Origin of the sequence: Streptacidiphilus sp. P02-A3a (assembly GCF_014084105.1) — a bacterium.
In the GTDB taxonomy this organism is placed as follows: domain Bacteria; phylum Actinomycetota; class Actinomycetes; order Streptomycetales; family Streptomycetaceae; genus Streptacidiphilus.
Genome location: NZ_CP048289.1, coordinates 1,467,574 through 1,486,998 on the forward strand (window position 1 = coordinate 1,467,574; position 19,425 = coordinate 1,486,998).

Here is a 19,425-nt window from a genome sequence, read left to right on the forward strand (position 1 = left end):
CGTTCAACCGGCGATCAGGAAGGCCACCGTCGTACCCCGGCGGAGGATCCCCTCGCCGAGTCCGGTGAACAGGCCGAACATGGCCTTCGCCTCGTAGCTGAGGTCCAGCGCGATCCCGTGCCGGGTCAGGAAGTCCTGCGCGAACGCGGTCAGCGCGGGGGTGGTCCGGCCGTAGCCGCCGAAGTGGTGGCCGTCGTCGATACGCCAGTTGCCGGTCCGTCGGCCGAAGGCCGCCAGTTGCAGCGCCGCGGTCTCCGCCTCCAGCGGTGCGTGCCGCAGGGCGCCGTAGCCGAGCGCGAACTGACGGCTCGTCAAACCTGCTGCCAGTCCGGCGAGAGTCCCGCCGGTCCCCACCGAGCAGCAGACCACCGATGCCTCGGACTCGGCCAACTCCTGCCCCAGGGAGAGGCATCCGCGTACCCCGGCGGCATTGCTCCCGCCCTCGGGCACCACCAGCGCCGGGCCGTGCCGTCGCAGCAGCGGCTCCAGCACCGACGCCGACTCGCGCTGCCGCCAGTCGGCGCGGCCCAGGAAGTCCAACTCCATGCCCCAGGACGCGGCTTGGGCCAGGGAGGGGTTCAGCGGGCGCCCGCGCAGCTCGTCGCCGCGGACCACACCGACCGTACGCAGCCCGGCGGCCCGCCCGGCGGCGGCGGTCGCGCGCAGATGGTTGGAGTAGGCGCCGCCGAAGGTCAGTACCGCGCCGAGGCCGGCCGCCCGCGCCTCGACCAGGTTGGGCAGCAGTTTGCGCCACTTGTTGCCGGGGACGGCCGGGTGCAGCAGGTCGTCCCGCTTCAGCAGCAGCCGCACCCCGGCCCGGCGCAGCCGCTCGTCCGCCAGCTCCTCCAGCGGCGACTCGGGCAGCGACTCGGGCAGCGCCGCCGCCAGTCCCGGCACACCCGGTGGGCCGGACCGGTCGGGTCCGGCGGGTGGCGCCGGGGTCATCCAGTCAGCCCGTACGCCTCGGCCACCAGCTGGTACGAGTACTGCCGGGCCTCGTGCCCGTGGACGTTGCTGGTGATCATCAGCTCGTCCGCGCCGGTGCGCCGCCGCAGCTCCTCCAGGCCCTGCCGGACCTGCGGCACGTCGCCGATCACGATGTTCGCCAGCCAGGCGTCGACGAAGTCCCGCTCGACGTCCGTGTACGGGTAGTTCTCGGCCTGCTCCGGCGACGGCACCAGGGCCGGCTGGCCGCGCCGCAGCCGGAGCATGGCCAGCGCGCCGGAACCGGCCAGTCGACGGGCCTCGGCGGGCGTGTCGGCGGCCACCGTGCCGACGCCGATCAGCGCGTACGGCTTGTCCAGTACCTCCGACGGCCGGAACGAATCCCGGTACAGGTCGAGCGCCGGGACCGTGTTCGCCGCGCTGAAGTGGTGCGCGAAGGCGAACGGCAGCCCCAGCTGCCCGGCCAGCCGGGCGCTGAAGCCGGACGAGCCGAGCAGCCAGATCGGCGGCCGACCGGATCCGGGCGCGCTCGCCTGCCCGGGGACCGCCCGCAGCCGCTCGTACGGGTGACCGGGCGGGAAGTCCCCGTCCAGGAAGTGGATCAGCTCGCCCAGCAGCCGGGGGAAGTCCTCGCCGGTCTCGTCCAGCTGCCCGCGCCGCAGGGCACGCGCGGTCGCCGGGTCGGTGCCGGGCGCCCGGCCAAGACCCAGGTCGATCCGCCCCGGGTGCAGCGCGTGCAGCGTGCCGAACTGCTCGGCGACCACCAGTGGCGCGTGGTTGGGCAGCATCACGCCGCCGGACCCGAGCCGGATGGTCCGGGTCGCCGCGGCCAGGTGTGCCAGCAGGACCGCGGGCGCGGAGCTGGCCACCCCGGGCATGCCGTGGTGCTCGGCCACCCAGAAGCGGTGGAACCCCCAGCCCTCGGCCTTGCGGGCGAGCTCGGTGGTCGCGGCCAGCGCCTCGGTCGGGGTATAGCCGTCGCCGACGGTGGCCAGGTCGAGGATCGACAGCGGGGTGGATGCGTCGGCATGGCTCACGGTGGTCTGCTCCCGTACGGACAAACGGATCGGACACCTGGTGCCAACCCGATCGCCCCCGGGTCTGTTCCCGCAGCCCCCGGATTCCCAGCCGCCCCGGCGGTGGTCACCAGCACCTCCCCAGGTCAGGTATTATTTCTGTCGTGCCCAGGCGGGAAGCAGCAAGGCCAGGCACGAGAGGCGCCGCTAGCTCAGTTGGTTAGAGCAGCTGACTCTTAATCAGCGGGTCCGGGGTTCGAGTCCCTGGCGGCGCACCGTGGACAGGTAGTGCGATCTGGGCCTTCTCCCTTCGGGGAGGGGGCCCGTTTCGTTTTTCGGCCTCGTTCCGCGGATCCCGGCGGGTTCCGCGCGGGCGGGGATTGCCAGTCGAGGAACTGGCTGTCCCCGACTACGGGCTGACCGGTCTCGGCCGCCGGACCGAGGTGTTCGGCGGTGGTCCCTCGCCACCTGGCGGGCGCAGTTCCTGGACCACCCGCTGGTCGGCACCCTGGCGCGGCGGCCGGTCTGGCGGGAGCGGCTGGAGCAGCACGGCATCGTCCAGCCGTTCAAGCAGGCCCACCGCGAGGTGTACCTGCTGACCGCCGCCGAGGCGCCCGCCACCCGCGAGCTGCCCGAATGGGGTCTGCGCGCGGAGTACTGGGTCGACGGCTACACCGGCGGCGGCTCCTACGACGACCTCACCGCCTCCGGGAGCTACCTGTACCTGCAGACCGACCAGGTGCGCCTCTATCCGGTCGACGCGCCGGTGCACGTCGCCCGTGCGCTGACGGCGCGGTACCGGCGCTGGTGCTGAGCGAGGTGCTGCGCGACGTGGACCTCTTCGTCGGCGTGGCCAGTGTCGGCAACGACCCGACCTGGAGTGACGGCGGGCCGGAGGGGCGGTTCCGGGACTACTGGGCCTCGTACGGCTTCGGTGAACTGTCGGAGACGGCGAAGGGCCACGGGGAGACGCTGTCCCGGCTGCTGCCGAGGCTGGCCCTGGGCGAGCGCTGCCAGGCGGCCGGGAAGTTCCTCCACGTGCGCGGCGACCTGCGCAGCTACAAGATCCATCGGGGTTCCGGGAGCATCCTGACGTCGCCGGACGACAGCTACCCGTGCATCGTCCCCGGGCGCGACGCCGACAGCGCCGGTACCCCGGTCGCGCTGCCCTTCGAGGGGGACCGGACCCTGGCGATCATCCTCAGCAAGGCGCTGATGCTGGCGAAGGACACCGCGATAGCGGATCCGACGGTCACCAGCCAGCTGCGGCGCTGACCGGGCAGCTGTTCCAGCGGCGGCTGCCTCGGCGAGTTCGTGACCTGCCCCCGGTGTCGGCCTCGGACGGCGCGGCCGTGGCTGAGGTCAGAGGTCCGCTCTGAATCGAACAGAGGTTCGGGTTCGGTGTCGTGGTCGGCGCCGATGACCTGAAACTGGAGTCGGCAAGGTCAGGAACCGTCAGGAGTCGACCGCCCGGCCGGTGGCTGCCGCGCCGACCACGGCGTTGACCCCGGGCCGCCGGGCGGGACGCGCTCGGTGAGCAACGTGGCCAGCTGGTCCATGAACTGGGTCAGCCAGTCCAGCCGTGGTCCGCTCCGGGCGATCCGGAATCCGTGGCGACGGCCGTGGAAGGCGGCCTGGACGGCGTGGAACTGGGCCCAGCGCCTTGCCCGTTGGGGGTCGAGTTCGGCGGCGTCGACGAAGACGTCCAGCGTTCGCTGGACCGCCGCGCGCAGGTCGTCCGCTTCGAGCAGGGCCAGGGCGCGGGACTTGAGCAGGGTGCCGCAGTCGTAGGCGGGGTCTCCCACCCAGCCCTTGGGGTCGACGGCCAGCCAGGGCTCGCGCTCGGCGCGCAGGATGTTCCTGGCGTGTAGGTCGCCGTGGACCAGGGTGTCCGGCTGGACGCGTCCCAGCTCGCGGACGGTCGCCACCGCGGCGGCCACCACCCGTGGTGCCAGCGAATGCGGCAACTCCCGCGCGTCCCTGTGCAGTTCCTGCTCCCAGCGATCGGCCTGGCGGTGCAGCCGGGGCAGACCGGGCGGGGCCGGCACGGCCAGTCGGTGATTGAGCCGTCCCGCCACCGTGGCCACCTGGTCGCTGTCGCGCACCTCGGCCAGCGTCGATGTCCGGACCCGCTCCAGCAGCATCGCGAAGCGCTCGTCGTCGCGTTCGTGCAGCAGCACCGCACCCCGCCCGCCCCACGCCGCGAACGCGTCCGGCTCGTGCACGTTGCCGGGATGCGGAAAGGACACCTTCAGCACGGCGGTGCCCGGGTCCGCCGCCGTCCGTCGCACCGGGACGATGACGCCGACGCCCCCGTGCATCACCTCGCCATCCGGCTCGCAGCCCCAGCGCGCCAGCAACCCCTCGACGATCCCGGGCAGTTCGGCCAGCCAGGCGGCCCCGGCCGCTCCCTCGCGGGTGATGGTGGCCTGCGTGAAGGCCTCCGGTGTCCTGATCATCCGGGCACCCTACTCAGTGCGGCGGCGCGACTGAGTGCGCCGGCGCGCAGGGAGCCAGGCGCTGGCGGGGGTGACCGGGGCGAAGGCGGGTTACCAGCGCGGCAGTTCGTGCGCCGATCGGTACTGGTCCGGGCTGGTCGGCAGGCGCGCGCCGCGCCCGGCCAGCGCCGTGTCCAGGTCCGCGTAGGCCTCGGCGGGGATCATCCAGCCCCGGTACCACACCGCGCCGAGACCGCCCGGGACGCGGCGCACGGCCTCGTCCGCCCGGCCCGCGAGCAACGCGTCGTGGTCCAGCAGCGCCACCGTCGCGCCGAGGTCACGGGCGGCGGCGGCCTGCGGGGCGAAGCGCGGGTCGCAGCGGGCCGGGCGTGGCCGCCGGGATTGTTCGCGGGTACCGGCTCGGTGTCGTGGCCGAGCCGGAACCCGCTTCCAGGTCAGTGAGTTGAGGCCACGTCAGTTGCCCCGGACCGGTGCGCGGCGATGATCTGGGCGTAGCGGTGGCCGCTGGCCTTCACCGTCCGCCGCTGGGTCGGGTAGTCGACGTGGATCAGCCCGAAGCGCTTGTCGTAGCCGTACGCCCACTCGAAGTTGTCCAGCAGGGACCAGGCGTAGTAGCCGGTCAGCGGTGCGCCCGCGGCGGCGGCACGGGCGCAGGCGGCCAGGTGCTGCTCCAGGTAGGCGGTCCGGCCGGGGTCGCTGACCGTGCCGTCGGCGGCGACGGTGTCCTGGTAGGCCGCGCCGTTCTCGGTCACCAGCAGCTCCCGCACCCCGTACTCGCGGGTCAGCCGGAGCAGCAGCTCCTCCAGTCCAGCGGCGTGGACCTCCCAGCCCATCGCGGTGTGCTCCCGGTTCGGGCCGGGCAGCTGGCGGAAGTGCGGGGCCGCGGCGTCCGGGGCGTCGGCGATGATCTGCCGGAAGTAGTAGTTGACGCCCATCCAGTCCAGCGGCTGGGCGATGGTCGCCAGGTCGTTGCCCTGGTCCGGCAGGTCCACGCCGTAGACGTCCAGCATGTCCTGCGGGTAGCCCCGGCCCAGGACCGGGTCCAGCCACCAGCGGTTGATGTGGCCGTCGGCCCGCCGGGCGGCGGCCAGGTCCGCCGCGGAGTCGGTGGCGGGCTCGCAGGTGCTGAGGTTGTTGACGATGCCGAGGCGCACCGGGCCCGGCGAGGCCGCGCGGACCGCCTGGGCGGCCAGGCCGTGGCCGAGGTGCAGGTGGAAGGAGGCGCGGACGGCGGTGCCGAGGTCCCGGACGCCGGGCGCCATCAGCCCCTCCAGGTGGCCGATCCAGGCACTGCACAGCGGTTCGTTGAGGGTGGACCACTCGGTGACCCGGTCGCCGAGGGCGGCGGCCACCACCCCCGAGTACTCGGCGAAGGCCTCGGCCGTGGCCCGCTGCGACCAGCCGCCCCGGTCCTGCAGGACCTGCGGCAGGTCCCAGTGGTAGAGCGTGGCGTTGGGGCGGATGCCCGCCTCCAGCAGGGCGTCCACCAGCCGGTCGTAGAAGGCCAGTCCGGCCGGGTTGACCGGGCCGGTGCCGCCGGGCACGACGCGCGGCCAGGCGACGGAGAAGCGGTAGGAGTCCACGCCGAGGCCGCGCATCAGGGCGACGTCCTCGGGCCAGCGGTGGTAGTGGTCGCAGGCGGCGGTGCCGTCGTCGCCGTTGTCGATCGCCCCGGGCACCTTGCAGAAGGTGTCCCAGATGCTCGGCGATCTGCCGTCCTCGGCCGCCGCTCCCTCGATCTGGTAGGCGGAGGTGGCCACGCCCCAGGTGAAGCCGGGGCCGAAGGCGGCGGTGTCGGGCGCGGGCATGGCTCTCCTCGGGTGGGTGGCGCGTGCGCGCCGCCTGCGCCTGCGCTCGGGCGGCGACAGCGGTGGCGGTGGGGCGGGTGTGGTCCGGCGGTCCGGACCGACATCCGCCAAGTTTTCTCACGACTTATTTCGAGGTGTGATTTAACTTCTGGAATACTGCTTAGTCAAGGGGTTCGGCTATAGCCGCCGTTCACCGGCCCCGTCGTCGCGTGCGCCCGGCGCGCCCGCGACGATAGGGTTCAGCGCGGTCCCGAGCCGCTCACGAGAGGGAGGCCCATGGCAGACCAGGCCGGAAGGAACGTCCGGGACCTACGGCGGTCGAACCGGTCACTGCTCTTGCGCCACCTCTACTTCCACGACCAGGTCAGCCGCCAGGATCTGAGCCGGGCCACCGGTCTCAGCACGGCGTCGGTGAGCAACGTGGTCGCCGAGATGATCGAGGCCGGGATCGTGGTCGAGGCCGGGGCGGTCGAGTCCGAGGGCGGTCGGCCGCGGATCCTGCTTGAGGTCGACGCCTCCCGCTTCCAGGTGATCGGGGTGGACGTCGGCGAGACCCATGTCCGGGTGGAGCGCTTCGACCTGGCCCTGAACGAGCTCGCCCGCGCGGACATCCCGATGAGCGCCGGGCACTACGAACCCGAGGTCGTGGTCGCGGCGATCGCCACCGGCCTGGCCGCGGTCGACTGCCGTCCGGACGCCGCGACCGGCGGCATCGGGGCCGAGAGCGCCGCCGGGGGCGTGGGCGGGGCCGAGATCCTGGGCGTCGGCATCGGCGTGCCCGGGATCGTGCAGGGACTGCCCGAGTCCCTGGTGCACTGCCAGACCATCGGCTGGGACGGCGTCCCGTTGGAGGCGATGCTGCGGAAGGTCACCGACCTGCCGGTGTTCATCGACAACGGCGCCACCACCATGGGTCAGGCGGAGATGTGGTTCGGCGCCGGGCCGGAGGCGGCGGACACCGTGTTCCTGCTGATCGGCTCCGGCGTCGGCGCCTCGGTCCTCGTCGGCGGCGCCCCCTACCGGGGCTCCAGCACCAGCGCGGGCGAGTGGGGCCACGTGACCGCCGTGATCGGCGGACGCCACTGCCGCTGCGGGGCCCGGGGCTGCCTGGAGGCGTACATCGGCGCCGAGTCGGTGATCGCCCGCTACCGCGAGACCGTCGGCGCACCGCCCGCCGACGGCGCTGAGGACGAGGAGTCCGAGCTGCGCCGGATCGTCGGCGTCGCCGCGAGCGGGGAGGCGACGCCGCAGGCCCGGGCCGCGCGGGCGGTGCTGGACGACACCGCCCTGCACGTCGGCGTCGGCATCGGCAACCTGGTCAACCTGTTCAACCCGGAGCGGGTGATCATCGGTGGCTGGGCGGGGCTGCTGCTGGCGAACCGGCTGCTGCCGCGGATCCGCGAGGTCGCCCGCGAGCACGCGCTGCACTACCCGTTCTCGCGGACCGAGATCGAGCTCGGCAGTCTCGGGCCGGATGCCGTCGCCCGGGGCGCGGCCACCCTGCCGGTGGCCCGGTTCCTCAACTCCGGCGGCGCGATCGCCGCCCGCGCACCGATGCTGACGAGTCGTCCCCGGTCCTAGGGCGCGCGATCGGGATGGGTCCGGGGCGCCGCGGCCTCAGCCGAGCCAGGAGCTGATCCGGGCCCGGAGCGAGGCGGCGTCCAGGCCGTGGGCGGCCAGGTGCTCGGCCATGGTGCCGTAGTGGCGCAGCTCCTCCTGGGCCACGCCGAGCCCGAGCACCCGGTGCGGCAGCTGGTCCAGCGCCGCGTTCGCGGCCGGGACGGAGGTGCCCGCCAGGTACGGCTCGACCAGCACCACCTCGGCCGGGCCGCCGCCCGCGGCCACGGCGGCGCGCAGCGCGGCGCCGTCGAACGGGCGGACCGTGGCCGCGTACAGCACGGTCAGCTCCAGCCCGGCGGTGGCCGCGAGCACCGCGTCCAGCATCGGACCGACCGCGACCACGGTGCCGCGACTGCCCTGGCGCAGCGTCAGGAAACGTCCCTGGGCCACGGGTTGGGGCTCGCTGTTCTGGTGCTCGGACAGCCGCAGGTAGACCAGGCCGTCGTCGGCCGCCGCGTCACGGAGCAGCAGCTCCGCCTCGTCCGGGTGGCCGGGGACGTGCACGGTCCAGCCGGGCAGGGTGTCCAGCAGGGCGACATCGCCGGGGGACATGTGGGTGCGGCCCCCCGCGGGCCAGTCGTACGAGCCCAGCGCGCTGACCAGGACCGCGCCCACGTCCTGGTGCACCAGGTCCAGCTTGACCTGCTCGAACGGCCGCTCGACCAGGAAGCTGGCGAAGGTGTGCACCAGCGGCCGGATGCCGGTCAGCGCCAGCCCCCCGGCCGCGCTGATCAGCAGTTGCTCGCGGATGCCGACGTTGATCACCCGGTCCGGGTGCGCCGCCCGCGCGGGCTCGAATCCGGCGGCGGAGATGTCGGCGAGGACGACCGCGAGCCGCGGGTCCTCGTCCAGCAGGGCGGTGGCGGTGGTGATGAAGCGGTCGCGCACGGGGTGCCTCCGGGATTGGCTGGTGAGTAGTCAGTTCTGCTGGAAAGCAGGTCAGTTCTTCGGCTCCACCACGGCGACGACGGCGTGCGGGCGGTCCGGGTGCGGCGCGGTGAACGCCGCGTACAGCGCGGCGTGGTCGCGACCGTCGACGGTGGCGGTGGACCATCCGGCCGCCGCGAAGCGTGAGGCGATGCCGCCGCGCCAGCCGTGGGTGGCGGAGCTGTTGTCGATGACGACGGTGTGCAACCGGTTCAGCCCGGCCGCCCCGGCGAACTCCACCGCCTCGTGGTTGCTGCCCTCGTCCAGTTCGGCGTCGCCGGTCAGCACCCACACGGCCGGGTCGGTCAGGCCCTGGGCGCGCAGCCCGAGCGCGGTGCCGACGGCCAGCGGCAGGCCGTGGCCGAGCGAGCCGCTGCTGATCTCCACCCCGGGCAGCAGCAGCCGGTCCGGGTGGTGGCCGAGCGGCGAGTGGTAGCTCCCGAAGCCGGGCAGCAGCCCCGGGTCGAGGAAGCCCTTGGCGGCCAGGACCGCGTAGTAGGCCATCGGTCCGTGGCCCTTGGACAGCAGGAAGCGGTCCCGGTCCTGGTCGGCGGCGGTGCCGGGGCCGACCCGGAGCACCCGGTCGTAGAGCACCCAGAGCGCGTCCAGGGTGGAGTGGGCGGCGGGGCTGTGCTTCTCGGCGCCGGTCATCCGGGACATCAGCCGCAGCAGCCGCTCCCGGTCGGTGGTGGTCGTCGGAGTCGGCTCCGCGATCGGGGTCGGTGTCGGTGTCGGTGTCATGAGAGTAGGCTGCAACTTCAAGCGCACTTGAAGTCAAGGGGAGAATCGCGGTGGTCACGGTGACGGCACTCGGAGACCTGCTGACGATCGGTCAACTAGGGTCCCGCAGTGGGCTGGCGACCTCCGCGCTGCGCTACTACGAGGAGTTGGGGCTGATCCGCTCCGAGCGCACCGCGGGCGGCCAGCGCCGCTACGCCCGGGCCGCGCTGCGCCGGGTCGCCTTCGTCCGCGCCGCCCAGCGGGTCGGCCTGTCGCTGGAGGAGGTCGGCGCGGCCCTCGCCAGGCTGCCCGCGGACCACGCGCCGACGGCCAAGGAGTGGGCGCCGGTGGCCCGCTCCTGGCAGCACCGGATCGACGACCAGATCGCCGAGCTCCAGGTCCTGCGGCGCAAGCTCGGCGGCTGCATCGGCTGCGGCTGCCTGTCGCTGAGCACCTGCGGCCTGTACAACCCGGACGACGTGGCCGCCGAGCACGGCCCGGGCGCCCGCTACCTGCTGGGCGATCCGCCGCACGATCCGCGCGCCGCCGAGCCCCGGGCCGGGGACGCCGCCGGTCCCTGAGCGGACGCGTGAGCGGATTCGTACCGGAGGGCACCTGTTCCGGCTCAGGGGTGGACGCGCATGCTGTGGGGATGCCCGGCGCCCGGCCCTCCGGTGCGCCCCGATCGCGGAGGCTGTCGCGTGACCCAGCAGCGGAACCAGGACGAGGACATCGCGATCGTGCGGCTGGCCGAGGGACCCGGGCTGCGAGAGGACGAGATCGACGGCTGGTACCGGCCCGTCGGCCCCAGTCGGGGAACGACCCGGTGGACCGACGGGGGACCTACGGGGACCGATGGGGAGCGTCGGCCAGGGGCGGTCCGGGCGGCGCGCGCGGTGACCGGGGGCGTGCAGGGCGTGACCGGACGCCGGTGGCTCCTCGTACGCCCGGTCGATCCGCGCCCGGGTCCCCCCTCGCACGAGTGAATCGTTCCGCTAACAGTGGCTGTCGTCCGAGCGTGCGACCTATGATCGCTACCGTGCGTAGTGGTCGAGCGGAGCACAGGACAGGAGAGCTGTGCCAGGGCCGAGCGGAGCCCCGAGCGGCGAGGACGGCAGCGGCGTCAGCATGGGGGTTGGCGCGGGGTCGGGTACGGGTACGGGCGTTGGCATGAGCATGACTACAGATACCGGTACGAGCGCAGCCGCAGGTGAGAGCGTGTCCATCGGCGCCGATCAGGGCCTCAGGGTTGACGCCGCGCTGCACGCATGTGTGTCCGGGGGCCGCCTGACAGTGGGGCTCTGCCCCGAATGTGAGGAACCTCACTCCAGCACCGCGAGCCTTCAGGAGGCGCTCCGGGCCAGCGAGACCCGCTTCCGCGCCGCCTTCACCGACGCGGGCATCGGCATGGCCCTGGTCGACGCCGACGACCGGATCATCGAGGCCAATCCGGCCCTCGCGGAGATGCTCGGCCGTACCGTGCCGGAACTGATGCGGCTGCACATCCACGAGTTGATGGACGTCGAGGAGGACCCCCGCCGGATCTACCGGGAGCTGGTGCGCGGCGACCGGGACCGGATCCGGGTGGAGAAGCGGCTCACCCACCGCCAGGGCCACGAGGTGTGGACCAACATCACCGTCTCGCTGATCCGGGGCGCCGACGGCCTGCCGCAGTACACCCTGGCCATGGTGGAGGACGTCTCCGAGGCCCGGCGGCTCGGCGACCGGCTGCACTACCAGTCCATGCACGACCCGCTGACCCGGCTGCCCAACCGCTCGCTCTTCTTCGAGCAGCTGGCCGGGGCCTTCGACGGCACCGACCGCCGGGTCGGGCTCTGCTACCTGGACCTGGACGGCTTCGCCGCGGTCAACGACACCCTCGGCCACCATGTCGGCGACGAGCTGCTGGTCGCCGTCGCCCACCGGCTGGAGCAGCGGTTCACCGCGCGCGGCCACCTGGTGGCGCGGATGGGCGGGGACGAGTTCGCGGTGCTGGTCCCGCGGAGCGCGGGCGGCGCCGAACTGGCCGCGCTGGCCGCCGAGATCGTCGAGATCCTGAGCGCCCCCTACGACCTGGCCGGGCAGCGGGTGGTGGCCACCGCCAGCGTCGGCGTGGTGGAGCGCGGCGTACCCGACGGCAGCCCGAGCGAGCTGGTCAAGGACGCCGACGCCACGCTGTGCTGGGCGAAGACCGACGGCCGGGCGCGCTGGGCGCTCTACGACCCGGAGCGGATCGCCGGCCAGATGACCCGGCAGGTGCTGGCCACCACGATGCGCCCGGCGCTGGAGCGCGGCGAGTTCGTGGTCGAGTACCAGCCGCTGGTGGGACTCCAGGGTGCCCAGGGGGAAGCCGAGTTGCTGGGTGTCGAGGCCCTGGTCCGGTGGCAGCACCCGCAGTTCGGGAAGCTCGCCCCGGACCGCTTCATCAGCATCGCCGAGGACACCGGCGCCATCGTCCCGCTCGGCCGCTGGGTGCTGGAGACCGCCTGCCGACAGGCAAGGTCCTGGCAGGAGAGGTTCCCTGACCGTCCGTTGTATGTCAGCGTCAATCTGGCTGCCCGTCAGTTCCGGGACTCGGACGTGGTGGCGGACGTCGCCGAGGTGCTGGGCACCACCCGGCTCCCGGCCCGGCTGCTGCAACTGGAGCTCACCGAGAGCGCCTTCATGGGTCCGACCGGACGCCCGCTGGAGGGCCTGCACGCGCTGGCCGCGATGGGCGTGCGGATCGCCATCGACGACTTCGGCACCGGCTACTCCAACCTCGCCTACCTCAGCCGGCTGCCGGTGCACGTGCTCAAGCTGGCCGGGTCGTTCGTCGAGGGCTTCCACGACACCCTGGCGGGCGGCGAGGCCGTGGACGAGCAGATCGTGGCCGCGCTGGTGCAGTTGGCCCACACACTCGGGCTCACCGTCACCGCCGAGGGCGTGGAGAGCGAGATGCAGGCGGCGCAGCTGCGGGCCACCGGCTGCGACAGCGCGCAGGGCTGGCACTACGGCCGGGCGATGGCGGCGGGCGGGATCGACGAGCTGCTGGAGCGCGAGGCGTAGCCGCCGGGCGGCTCCCGGGATGCCTCAGCGCACCGACCGGATCCGCCAGACCAGTACCGCGCCCAGCAGCGAGCTGAGCGCCGAGGCGAGGTACAGGCCGCTGTAGCCGCCCAGGTTGTGGATGATCAGTGCCGCCAGCACCGGCACCAGCACGTACGGGAGCGTGCCCATCTGCCCGGCCACGGCCAGGTCCCGGGCCGAGTCCGTCTCCGTCGGCAGCACCTGGGTGACCAGGGCCAGGTCGACGCCGACGTAGATCCCGAAGCCCACGCCCAGCAGCACCGAACTCACCAGCGTCATCGTCCAGGTCGGCCAGGCCGCCAGCATCAGCGCGGGCACCGCCATCGCCACCGACCCCAGCGACACCAGCGCGCGCCGCCTGCCCAGCCGGTCCGAGATCCGCCCGCTGACCACCGCGACCGCCACCACCGCGCCCGCGTTGACCGCCACCACCAGCAGCAGGTCGCCCGAGCGGTGCACCACGTCGCTGAGGAAGTACGGGATGTACAGCGTGCCCAGGCCGTAGCCGAGGAACATGATGAAGCGGGTCGCCAGCGCCCAGGCGAAGTCGGGGGTGCGCCGGGGGCTGATCCGCCAGCCGTCCAGCAGCAGCGACCAGGACAGGCCCCGCCGCAGCTGCGGCGGCAGCGGCCGGTCCGGCGTGGTCCGGGCGAAGGGCAGTACCAGCAGCAGCGTCGCCGCCAGTACCAGGTATCCGGCCAGGTTCCCCGGGGCCACCGCGACCAGCGCGCCACCGAGCGCCAGCCCCGCCGCCTGCGGCACCGACGCCCAGCCCAGCACCCGGCCCCGGTCCGCCACCGGGACCTGGTCCGGGACGACGGTGTTCAGCCCCGCGCCGAGCGCGCACATGGCCACCGAGAGCGCCAGCGCGCCCAGCGCCACCGCCCACACGCTGTCCGCCAGCCCCATCCCGACCAGTACCACCAGGGACGCGGCCACCCCGCCCAGCATCCACGGCCGCCGCCGGCCGAGGGCGCTGCTGGTGCGGTCCGACAGCGCCCCCGCCAGCGGCGCGGCGACCAGTCCGGCGACCGCTCCCAGAGCGCTGGCCCAGGCGTAGGCGGTGACCTTGCCGTGCGGGTCGATCGCGGCGATCTGCTGCGGGATCAGGAAGGTGCTCGGGGTCTGCAGGGCGATCTGCATACCGAAGTTGGCGAGTACGAAACTCCTGAGCCAGCGGGCGCTCACCGGGCTCGCGGTCGGCTCCGCCAGGGGCACGGTCTCGGGAACGCTGTCGTCGGTGACGTGCGCCACTGCTGCTCCTCGGGGCGGGGTGAGCGGTGTCGGCCCAATAAAATGAGTACTACTCATGTTTTGGCTGCGCTCATGGTAGGGAGCGTCCAGGTGCGGCGCCAGACCTCCGGCACGACCGGTTGGCCGCGGGGCCACCGGTGGGCCGTCCGAGTGATCCGAGCGGTGCATCAATACGACATTCGGACGGTTCCGCTGCGGTTCCGGTCGGCAGAGGGGCCCGAAAGCCGAGCGCGCGTGCATCGTCGGTCTAGCGCCCCCGTCTCCGCCCGGTGTTCCGTGTCCGTCCTGTGTCCTGTGTCCTCTGATCCGAAAGGACTGTCCATCAGATGTCCAGATCCAGTGGAACCGCCGCAGTCGTCGCAGCGGTGCTGATCCTGTGCGCGTCCTCGGCGCAGGCCGCGGTCCTGGCCGGGGGCGGGCTGAGTGCGCTGACGGTCGCCCACCGCGTCCTCGGCGCGGACGGCGGCAGCGTCACGGCGCGGGTCCCGGGCGGGCGGATCACCCTGGAGGTGCCGCCGGACGCGCTGCGCGGCCCGACCGACGTCCGGATCACCACGGCGTCGGCGGACGGAGTGGACAGGCTGCTCGCCGCCAAGGGCCTCACCGCGCAGCGGACGATCGCCGCCGTCGGCCTGAAGGCGTACACGCTCGCCGGGGACCCGATCGGCGGGACCTTCGCCAAGCCGCTCGTGCTCACCCTGGTCGGCCGCATCCTCGGCGCGCCGGTGGAGCAGGTGGTGCAACTCAACCTGCCCGCACCGCGCGCCCTCCCGGCGCTCCTCAGCCCGGGCAGGATCCGGATCATGACGGACGGTCAGCCCGATCTCGCGGTGATCGCCCCCAAGGGCGCCGCGCTGCTGCCGTCCGCGACCCGGCGGGCCACCGGACCGGCCGGGGACAGCATCTCCGCGAACTCCGCCGCCTCCTCGATGGACGCCAGGGCCCGCGCGGCGGTCACCGGCACCGACGGCAGGATCGGGAAGCCGCCGTCCTCCCGGCGACTGCTGGGCGCGGCGGCGCTCTCGCTCGGCACCGCGCTGGCTGTCGTCTTCCTGCACCGTCGCCGACCGCTACCGCGCGGATGAGCGGGCCCCAACACCCGGTCGCCACCGGCCGGATCGTCCTGGCCGGAGCGGCCGGAGCGCTGCTGGCGGCGCTGCTCGGGGTCGGCCCTTCGGCCGCGGTGGGCGCCGCCGCCGTCGCCCCCGGGCCGGTGTCCGTCGATGCCGTGATTCTGAAACATCCTCAGATCTCCTATCTGAAAGGCCTGTTCGAGGCCAAGCAGCCGATTCCGGCGGCGCCCGGCGCGACCCGGGAGGAGGTACCCGCGTTCGGGGCGGAGCCGCTGTCGGTGACCGGTGTCGGCACGGTCTTCGTCCCGCCGGACGGCGCCGGGATGGTCCCGGACGGGGACGCGGTGGACATCGAGGCAGGGCTGGACGCCTCCCGGGCCTCCTACGCGCCCGCCAATCTGCCGATGCCGCCGCTGAGCGGCATCCCCCGGCTGCCGCACACCGTCTACCTGTCCTACCTGGCCGCCGAGGCCCGGGAGCGCCGCTCCCGGCCCGACTGCCACCTGGACTGGCCGATGCTCGCCGGGATCGGCGAGATCGAGTCCTCGCAGGCGAACGAGGGCAGCGTCCGGTCCGACGGCACCGCCTACCCGCCGATCTACGGACCCATGCTCAACGGCCGCAACGGCTACATGGCGGTCCGCGACACCGACCGCGGACGGCTGGACGGCGACTCGCGCTGGGACCGCGCGGTCGGACCGATGCAGTTCATGCCCGCCACCTGGGCGGAGTGGGGCGCCGACGGCAACGGCGACGGCCGGGCCGACCCGCAGAACGTCTACGACGCCTCGCTCACCGCCGCCCGCTACCTCTGCGCGAACGGCCGCGACCTGGCCGTGCGCGCGCAGTACAACAGCGCGGTGCTGTCCTACAACGACGACGAGAACTATGTCGCGGCGGTGCGGGCCTGGGCCGAGTACTACCGTCAGGCCGCCCCGGCGCAGAACTGGCCGCCCCCGCAACCGCATCCGCACCCCCGGCCGACGCCGACGCCGACGCCGTCCCCGACGCCTACGCCCACGCCGACGCCCACACCGACACCGACACCGACACAGACACCGACGCCCACACCGACACCGACGCCCCAGCCCGCACCGACGGGACCGCCCGCCCCCACGCCGCCGCCCACGCCCGGGCCGGGCCCGCAGCCGCCGCTGCGGCCCGCCCCCACGCCCCCGCCGACGCCCGGGCCCTCGCTCCCCGCCCACGCTCCGCACCCGACACCACCGGCCGGTCCCACCGTCCCGGACAAGTGGCACACCCGCTGACGCCCGCCGCCGACACCCGGCGGGTCACCCGCCGGGCAGACTCTCCCCATGACACCCGACGCACTCAAAGCCGCCTGCCTGGCCCTGAACGGAGCCGAGGAGACCTTCCCCTTCAACGCCGAGACCTCGGTGTTCAAGGTCGGCGGCAAGATCTTCGCCCTCACCACCCTGGACGCCGAGGAGCTCGGCGTCAGCCTGAAGTGCGATCCGGAGCTGGCGCTGCGGCTGCGTGCCGCGCACCCGGCGATCACCGGCGGCTGGCACCTCAACAAGCGCCACTGGAACACCGTGCGGCTCGACGGATCGGTACCGGACGAACTGGTCCTGGAACTGATCGAGGACTCCTACGACCTCATCGCCGCGAAGCTCCCGCGCGCCCAGCGGCTGCTCCTCGACTGGCCCGGGAACCGTCAGCGCGAGGAGAAATGACGGAGCGTCAGTCCGACCCGGTGAGTCGCTGCACCTCCGCGTAGCTCGGGGGCCGACCGGTCGGCGTCCGGTTCTCCCGGACGTCGACGGCGGTCCTGACCGCCGCCTCCAGCGCGCTGCGGAAGAGCAATGAGCCCAGGCTGACCCGGCGTACCCCCAGCTCACCGAGCCGGGACAGGGTCGGACCGGTCGGTGAGTAGAGGATGTTGAGCGGCACCCGGACCGATCCCGCCAGTGCCGCGATCCCCTCCTCCTCGGTCAGACCGGGCACGAAAACCCCGTCCGCACCGGCCTGCTGATAGAGCGTCAGTCGTTGCGCGGTCTCCTCGACCGGATCCGGGACACCCAGCCAGTGGGTGTCCGTCCGGGCGTTGACGAACAGGTCAGGTACGGCGGCCTTCACCGCGGCGATCTTCGCGGCGTGCAGGGCGGCCGGGGTCAGCGTGCCGTCGGCGCGCCCGTCCTCCAGGTTGACGCCCACCGCCCCGGCGGCGGCCAGTTCCCCGGCCAGCTCGGCCACCGCCGCCGGGTCGTCGCTGAAACCGCCCTCGGCGTCCACCGACAGCAGGAACGCGCCGCGGCCGAGCCGCCGGGCCAGGAGCAGCGTCTCGGCGCGGCTCGTCCCGGCGCCGTCCGCCAGCCCGGCGGCGGCCACCCCGAGGCTGGTGGTGCCGATGGCGGCGAACCCCCGCGCCGCCAGCGCCGCCGCCGAGGCGTGGTCCCAGGCGTTGGGCAGCAGCAGCGGCGCGTCCTGGTGGTGCAGCGCGGCGAAGGGGGTCACTCGGACGCCTGCCCGTCGGCCGCCGCGGCGCGGCCGGCGAGGATCCCGGCGGCCAGGGCCAGCGCCTGCGCCTGCCCGGGGCAGGCCCGGGGCGGGGCACCGAAGGTCAGCAGTTCGCCTGCGGCCTCCGGCGCCGCGGTCGCGCCGACCACGTCCAGCAGCACCAGGTCGCCCTCGGCGATGGGGCAGCCCGCGACCTCGGTGGCCCGGGCGGCGACCCGGCGCATGGTCCGCAGCGGCGGGTTCACCCGCATGGTCTCGGTCACCAGCCGGTCGAGCGCGGCGGGCAGGTCCGGGCCCGCTGCCGGACAGCCCGCCTGCCGGGCGTGGTCGACCAGGGCGGCGGTGGCGTCGCAGGCCTGGATCAGCAGCCCGATCCGGCCGGCCACGCGCTCCTCCCACCGCTGCCCCCGGGCCTGCTCCGGGTCCTCTTCGGAGCCGCCGCCGGGCAGCATCCGCGGCGCCAGCCAGGCCACGGCCGCGTCCGAGGCGGCCAGTGTCTCCGGGGCGGCGCCGCCGAAGTAGGCCCCGGCGACGGTGGCCACGGCGTCCGCCACGGCCTCGGGATCGGCCAGGCCCAGGGCCTCGGCCAGGGTGCCGACCACCACCAGCCGGGTCTCCCGGCCGTCGTCGGCGGCGGCCGCGCGCTCCGCCGCCACCCGCAGCGCCGCCGGGTCGAGCAGGGCCACCTCGGCCTCGGTCAGCGCCCGGCGCCGGGCGTGCGCCGCGCCGCTGGCGAAGCGCGAGACGGTCGCACGCAGCCAGTCCGTGGTCCCGGGCGGACCGGTCTCGGCGGGCGGGGGGACGAGGCGCGGGTCGGCGAGCGCGGCGCGTACCTCCGGGTAGCCGCTGAACTCGTGTGCCGCGCCGGAGCCGGGAGAGGTGCCGGGCATGCTGCCGGTCGGGGTGGTTGTCATGTCCCAACGCTATGTGCTCGAAGCTTCGGCGCGCCCCGAAACGCGCCATTGCCCGGCACTCCGCCAACCGGCGCCCCCGGGTGGACCGATGGCCGCGTTCAGGGGCGGCCGGACACCTGGCCCTCGGCGATCAGGGCGCCGTCCTGGGTCACGGTCACCCGCACCGATCCCGGCCCGGTGCCGTCCGCGCAGTGGACCAGGCACGGCCGGTCGAACTCCGCGTACCGGTGGAAGTCGCTCTGGAACGAGCGCAGTTCCAGCCGCCCCGGTCGGCCGTTGTACCAGGCGGCCTGGCGCATGGCCTCCACCAGCAGCATGCCGGGGACGTGGTCGACGGCGTGGTCGAAGAGCACCGGATGGCTCTGGTCCACCCGCAGTTCCCAGACGTGCGTGTCGGCGGTCGGCGACAGCACCACGTCCCCCGGCCGGTCGCGGCCGACCAGGGCCGGAGCCAGCGGCGGCGCGAGCGGGTGGGCCGGGCGGTGCGGGCGGTCGCGCAGTCGGGCGTACGCGGCGGGGGAGAGGCAGTCGAAGGAGGCCTTGCCGATGCCGATCGGCGAACCGTCGCGGTAGAGGTGCACGTGGTAGGCCATCCCGGCCAGCCGGGCGCCCCGCCGCCGCAGGTCGTGGCAGGTCAGCTGGAGCAGCAGGTCGGTGGGGTCGGCGTCGGGCCGCAGGCCGTCGGGATCGCACTCCACGCTGAGGCTGTGCATCATGAACTGGTAGCCGAAGGGCACGTCGAACTCGGCGTGGGAGACCAGCAGTCCGGCCTGTCGGACGGTCTCGGCCAGCAGCAGCGGGTCGTGCCTGCCGTCGGTGTCGGCGTAGAAGCTGTGCGCCCGTGGCAGTCGGGCCCGCAGCGAGAAGGCGTCCGCGGACTCCCGCTGCCAGCCGGTCAGCAGCACCTGGGAGGCCGCCTCCCGATGCACCAGCTGTCGCGGAACTATGCTCTCCGTATGTGGTCCGGCTGCCGTGAACATCGCCGACTCGCGCGGCGTGGAACCGAGTCGGGGTTGGTTGCCGGAGGCGGGACCAGCGGCCGGGACCAGGTCCGACGTGCGCGGCACCGGTATGCCAGGGGTGACGCCCGACATCTCATACCTCCAGATTCACGGTGAACAGCCGTGGGGCGAGCGGGC

General features: G+C 73.9%; 20 protein-coding genes and 1 tRNA gene. 10 read left to right on the forward strand and 11 right to left on the reverse strand.

The annotated features are described in order from the left end of the window. Positions 1-3: 3 nt before the first annotated feature. Both GXP74_RS06695 and GXP74_RS06700 read right to left on the reverse strand, forming a co-directional pair. A complete protein-coding gene (locus GXP74_RS06695; RefSeq protein WP_182450478.1) occupies positions 4-945 on the reverse strand; it encodes a 1-aminocyclopropane-1-carboxylate deaminase/D-cysteine desulfhydrase in 942 nt (313 codons plus the stop codon). Then, positions 942-1,982 carry an LLM class flavin-dependent oxidoreductase gene (locus GXP74_RS06700; RefSeq protein WP_370468384.1) on the reverse strand — a complete coding sequence of 347 codons (1,041 nt, stop codon included), beginning with the start codon at positions 1,980-1,982 and terminating at the stop codon, positions 942-944. The genes GXP74_RS06695 and GXP74_RS06700 overlap by 4 nt, the downstream gene beginning before the upstream one ends. A gap of 180 nt (positions 1,983-2,162) precedes the next feature. Between GXP74_RS06700 and GXP74_RS06705 the strand changes: the two genes are divergently transcribed. The 3 genes from GXP74_RS06705 (at position 2,163) to GXP74_RS42040 (ending at position 3,236) form a co-directional block, all read left to right on the forward strand. Next, a tRNA-Lys gene (locus GXP74_RS06705) sits at positions 2,163-2,236 on the forward strand. Between the two features lie 311 nt (positions 2,237-2,547). Continuing rightward, complete coding sequence (locus GXP74_RS42035) at positions 2,548-2,775, forward strand: hypothetical protein (RefSeq protein WP_370468385.1); 228 nt, start codon at positions 2,548-2,550, stop codon at positions 2,773-2,775. Then, a complete protein-coding gene (locus GXP74_RS42040; protein WP_370468386.1) occupies positions 2,769-3,236 on the forward strand; it encodes a hypothetical protein in 468 nt (155 codons plus the stop codon). Before GXP74_RS42035 ends, GXP74_RS42040 begins: the two co-directional genes overlap by 7 nt. 170 nt (positions 3,237-3,406) lie before the next feature. On the opposite strand, the gene GXP74_RS06715 is transcribed toward GXP74_RS42040, so the two are convergent. From GXP74_RS06715 to GXP74_RS06725, 3 genes are all read right to left on the reverse strand, one after another. Further along, complete coding sequence (locus GXP74_RS06715; protein ID WP_182450480.1) at positions 3,407-4,420, reverse strand: aminoglycoside phosphotransferase family protein; 1,014 nt, start codon at positions 4,418-4,420, stop codon at positions 3,407-3,409. Between the two features lie 90 nt (positions 4,421-4,510). Continuing rightward, complete coding sequence (locus GXP74_RS06720) at positions 4,511-4,723, reverse strand: hypothetical protein (RefSeq protein WP_182450481.1); 213 nt, start codon at positions 4,721-4,723, stop codon at positions 4,511-4,513. Between the two features lie 131 nt (positions 4,724-4,854). Next, positions 4,855-6,228: a GH1 family beta-glucosidase gene (locus GXP74_RS06725; protein ID WP_182450482.1), complete on the reverse strand. Its 1,374-nt coding sequence runs from the start codon at positions 6,226-6,228 to the stop codon at positions 4,855-4,857. 276 nt (positions 6,229-6,504) lie between these two features. Between GXP74_RS06725 and GXP74_RS06730 the strand changes: the two genes are divergently transcribed. Beyond that, positions 6,505-7,809, forward strand: a complete 1,305-nt coding sequence (locus GXP74_RS06730) for an ROK family transcriptional regulator (protein ID WP_182450483.1) — start codon at positions 6,505-6,507, stop codon at positions 7,807-7,809. Between the two features lie 36 nt (positions 7,810-7,845). Here GXP74_RS06730 and GXP74_RS06735 read toward each other — a convergent pair whose 3' ends face one another. Together GXP74_RS06735 and GXP74_RS06740 are read right to left on the reverse strand one after the other, a co-directional pair. Beyond that, positions 7,846-8,736: a transketolase family protein gene (locus GXP74_RS06735; RefSeq protein WP_182450484.1), complete on the reverse strand. Its 891-nt coding sequence runs from the start codon at positions 8,734-8,736 to the stop codon at positions 7,846-7,848. 51 nt (positions 8,737-8,787) lie between these two features. Continuing rightward, the gene (locus GXP74_RS06740) at positions 8,788-9,516 is read right to left on the reverse strand and encodes a transketolase (protein WP_182450485.1); all 729 of its coding nucleotides are present in this window, start codon (positions 9,514-9,516) and stop codon (positions 8,788-8,790) included. A gap of 59 nt (positions 9,517-9,575) precedes the next feature. Here GXP74_RS06740 and soxR point away from each other — a divergent pair, with 59 nt between their 5' ends. From soxR to GXP74_RS06755, 3 genes are all read left to right on the forward strand, one after another. Next, complete coding sequence (gene soxR, locus GXP74_RS06745; RefSeq protein WP_182450486.1) at positions 9,576-10,076, forward strand: redox-sensitive transcriptional activator SoxR; 501 nt, start codon at positions 9,576-9,578, stop codon at positions 10,074-10,076. 120 nt (positions 10,077-10,196) lie between these two features. Continuing rightward, positions 10,197-10,481, forward strand: a complete 285-nt coding sequence (locus tag GXP74_RS06750; RefSeq protein WP_182450487.1) for a hypothetical protein — start codon at positions 10,197-10,199, stop codon at positions 10,479-10,481. A 232-nt stretch (positions 10,482-10,713) separates the two neighbouring features. Further along, the gene (locus tag GXP74_RS06755; RefSeq protein WP_225447762.1) at positions 10,714-12,543 is read left to right on the forward strand and encodes a bifunctional diguanylate cyclase/phosphodiesterase; all 1,830 of its coding nucleotides are present in this window, start codon (positions 10,714-10,716) and stop codon (positions 12,541-12,543) included. Positions 12,544-12,567: 24 nt separating this feature from the next. Here GXP74_RS06755 and GXP74_RS06760 read toward each other — a convergent pair whose 3' ends face one another. Continuing rightward, positions 12,568-13,818: an MFS transporter gene (locus tag GXP74_RS06760; RefSeq protein ID WP_225447763.1), complete on the reverse strand. Its 1,251-nt coding sequence runs from the start codon at positions 13,816-13,818 to the stop codon at positions 12,568-12,570. 326 nt (positions 13,819-14,144) lie between these two features. Here GXP74_RS06760 and GXP74_RS06765 point away from each other — a divergent pair, with 326 nt between their 5' ends. The 3 genes from GXP74_RS06765 to GXP74_RS06775 are packed head-to-tail and all read left to right on the forward strand — an operon-like array spanning position 14,145 to position 16,588. Beyond that, a complete protein-coding gene (locus tag GXP74_RS06765; RefSeq protein WP_182450489.1) occupies positions 14,145-14,903 on the forward strand; it encodes a hypothetical protein in 759 nt (252 codons plus the stop codon). Then, positions 14,900-16,159, forward strand: coding sequence for a lytic transglycosylase domain-containing protein (locus GXP74_RS06770; protein ID WP_182450490.1), 1,260 nt, complete (start codon positions 14,900-14,902; stop codon positions 16,157-16,159). Before GXP74_RS06765 ends, GXP74_RS06770 begins: the two co-directional genes overlap by 4 nt. Positions 16,160-16,207: 48 nt before the next feature. Further along, positions 16,208-16,588: an MmcQ/YjbR family DNA-binding protein gene (locus GXP74_RS06775; RefSeq protein WP_182450491.1), complete on the forward strand. Its 381-nt coding sequence runs from the start codon at positions 16,208-16,210 to the stop codon at positions 16,586-16,588. 7 nt (positions 16,589-16,595) lie between these two features. Here GXP74_RS06775 and GXP74_RS40125 read toward each other — a convergent pair whose 3' ends face one another. From GXP74_RS40125 to GXP74_RS06785, 3 genes are all read right to left on the reverse strand, one after another. Continuing rightward, positions 16,596-17,369, reverse strand: coding sequence for an isocitrate lyase/phosphoenolpyruvate mutase family protein (locus GXP74_RS40125; RefSeq protein ID WP_225447764.1), 774 nt, complete (start codon positions 17,367-17,369; stop codon positions 16,596-16,598). After that, on the reverse strand, positions 17,366-18,286 hold the full coding sequence (locus tag GXP74_RS40130) for a cytochrome P450 (protein ID WP_225447765.1): 921 nt from the start codon (positions 18,284-18,286) through the stop codon (positions 17,366-17,368). Before GXP74_RS40130 ends, GXP74_RS40125 begins: the two co-directional genes overlap by 4 nt. Before the next feature lie 98 nt (positions 18,287-18,384). Beyond that, on the reverse strand, positions 18,385-19,380 hold the full coding sequence (locus tag GXP74_RS06785) for a ScbA/BarX family gamma-butyrolactone biosynthesis protein (protein ID WP_370468387.1): 996 nt from the start codon (positions 19,378-19,380) through the stop codon (positions 18,385-18,387). Positions 19,381-19,425: the final 45 nt, after the last annotated feature.

Excerpts from the sequence above, each read along its gene's own strand:
- GXP74_RS06695 (WP_182450478.1), bottom strand. The coding sequence starts at position 945 with ATGACCCCGGCGCCACCCGCCGGACCCGACCGGTCCGGCCCACCGGGT.
- GXP74_RS06715 (WP_182450480.1), bottom strand. The coding sequence starts at position 4,420 with ATGATCAGGACACCGGAGGCCTTCACGCAGGCCACCATCACCCGCGAG.
- GXP74_RS06725 (WP_182450482.1), bottom strand. The coding sequence starts at position 6,228 with ATGCCCGCGCCCGACACCGCCGCCTTCGGCCCCGGCTTCACCTGGGGC.
- GXP74_RS06730 (WP_182450483.1), top strand. The coding sequence starts at position 6,505 with ATGGCAGACCAGGCCGGAAGGAACGTCCGGGACCTACGGCGGTCGAAC.
- GXP74_RS06740 (WP_182450485.1), bottom strand. The coding sequence starts at position 9,516 with ATGACACCGACACCGACACCGACCCCGATCGCGGAGCCGACTCCGACG.
- GXP74_RS06765 (WP_182450489.1), top strand. The coding sequence starts at position 14,145 with ATGTCCAGATCCAGTGGAACCGCCGCAGTCGTCGCAGCGGTGCTGATC.
- GXP74_RS06770 (WP_182450490.1), top strand. The coding sequence starts at position 14,900 with ATGAGCGGGCCCCAACACCCGGTCGCCACCGGCCGGATCGTCCTGGCC.
- GXP74_RS06775 (WP_182450491.1), top strand. The coding sequence starts at position 16,208 with ATGACACCCGACGCACTCAAAGCCGCCTGCCTGGCCCTGAACGGAGCC.
- GXP74_RS40130 (WP_225447765.1), bottom strand. The coding sequence starts at position 18,286 with ATGACAACCACCCCGACCGGCAGCATGCCCGGCACCTCTCCCGGCTCC.
- GXP74_RS06785 (WP_370468387.1), bottom strand. The coding sequence starts at position 19,380 with ATGTCGGGCGTCACCCCTGGCATACCGGTGCCGCGCACGTCGGACCTG.